Annotated in this window: 1 protein-coding gene; it reads left to right on the plus strand. The window is 37.1% G+C overall.

All coding sequences use genetic code 11. From position 1 onward, the window contains the following. Nucleotides 1-97: 97 nt before the first annotated feature. Entirely contained in the window at nt 98-760 is a 663-nt protein-coding gene (locus ACFIL8_RS11105) for a hypothetical protein (protein ID WP_375672204.1), read from the plus strand. Nucleotides 761-950: the final 190 nt, after the last annotated feature.

The raw sequence follows: 950 nt of genomic DNA on the forward strand, positions 1-950 counted from the left end.
TTTTACAACTGTGTAAATGACGCGCGGGCGCGGCGGGGGCGCCCCCCTTTAAACATTTCATTCTAAAATTCAAATCTTTTTATAAAGGAATTGTGCTATGCAAAAAAAGTTTGCACTCACAAATGAGACACGTGTATTTAATAATCAAACTCTTTATCGCATCCAAGCATTAAGGGATTTTGACGATGTTAAGGCTGGTGCCTTGGGTGGTTTTATTGAAAATGAAAGTAACCTCTCTCATGATGGCAATTGCTGGGTTTACGATAATGCTCTTGTTTTAAATCCTGCCCATATTTATGAAAATGCCAAGGTTTTTAATAACGCTATTATAATGGGTAGTGTTTATGGCAATGCCCATGTATGTGACCGTGCCCGCGTTTATGCAAATGCTCATGTTTATGACAATGCGCATCTTTCTTATAATGCTTGGGTTTATCATCAGGCGCGGGTTTATGGCAATGCAAAATTATCAGGAAATGCTCGTATTCATAGCAAGGCGGTAGTTTATGATCATGCTGTTGTTAGTGGCGCTGCTAAAATTTATGGCAAGGTTTATGGGAATGCTAGCGTGGGCTGTCATACTGATGTTTATGGCTCTGTTTATGGTAATGCGAAAATCTCTGGTTATTTCGTGATTAGAGGTAATGTATATGGCAATGCAAGATTAAAAAGAGATAGTGATTTATATTGGGTTCCCATAAATTGTGAGGTTTATGAAAACGATACCGTTGTAAAGATTATTGAAAATAACGCTGCTTAAATAAAGCATGGGCGTTGTGGGGGCGCCTGCTTTCCAATCCAATTTTCCATTTCAAATTTTAGCAAATGTTTATCACATTAAATTGTGAGGGTATCTCTATGTGCAAAAAATATGAATTAACCAGTGAAATCAAAAAAATCAAACATGCTCTTACTCGAAATATTATAAACCTTTATCGCATTAAAGCTTT

This window comes from Bartonella sp. AP57NXGY (assembly GCF_042195805.1).
Lineage (GTDB): Bacteria > Pseudomonadota > Alphaproteobacteria > Rhizobiales > Rhizobiaceae > Bartonella.

What these genes read in the sequence shown, in the direction of transcription:
- ACFIL8_RS11105 (WP_375672204.1), top strand. Translation starts at nt 98, where the DNA reads ATGCAAAAAAAGTTTGCACTCACAAATGAGACACGTGTATTTAATAAT.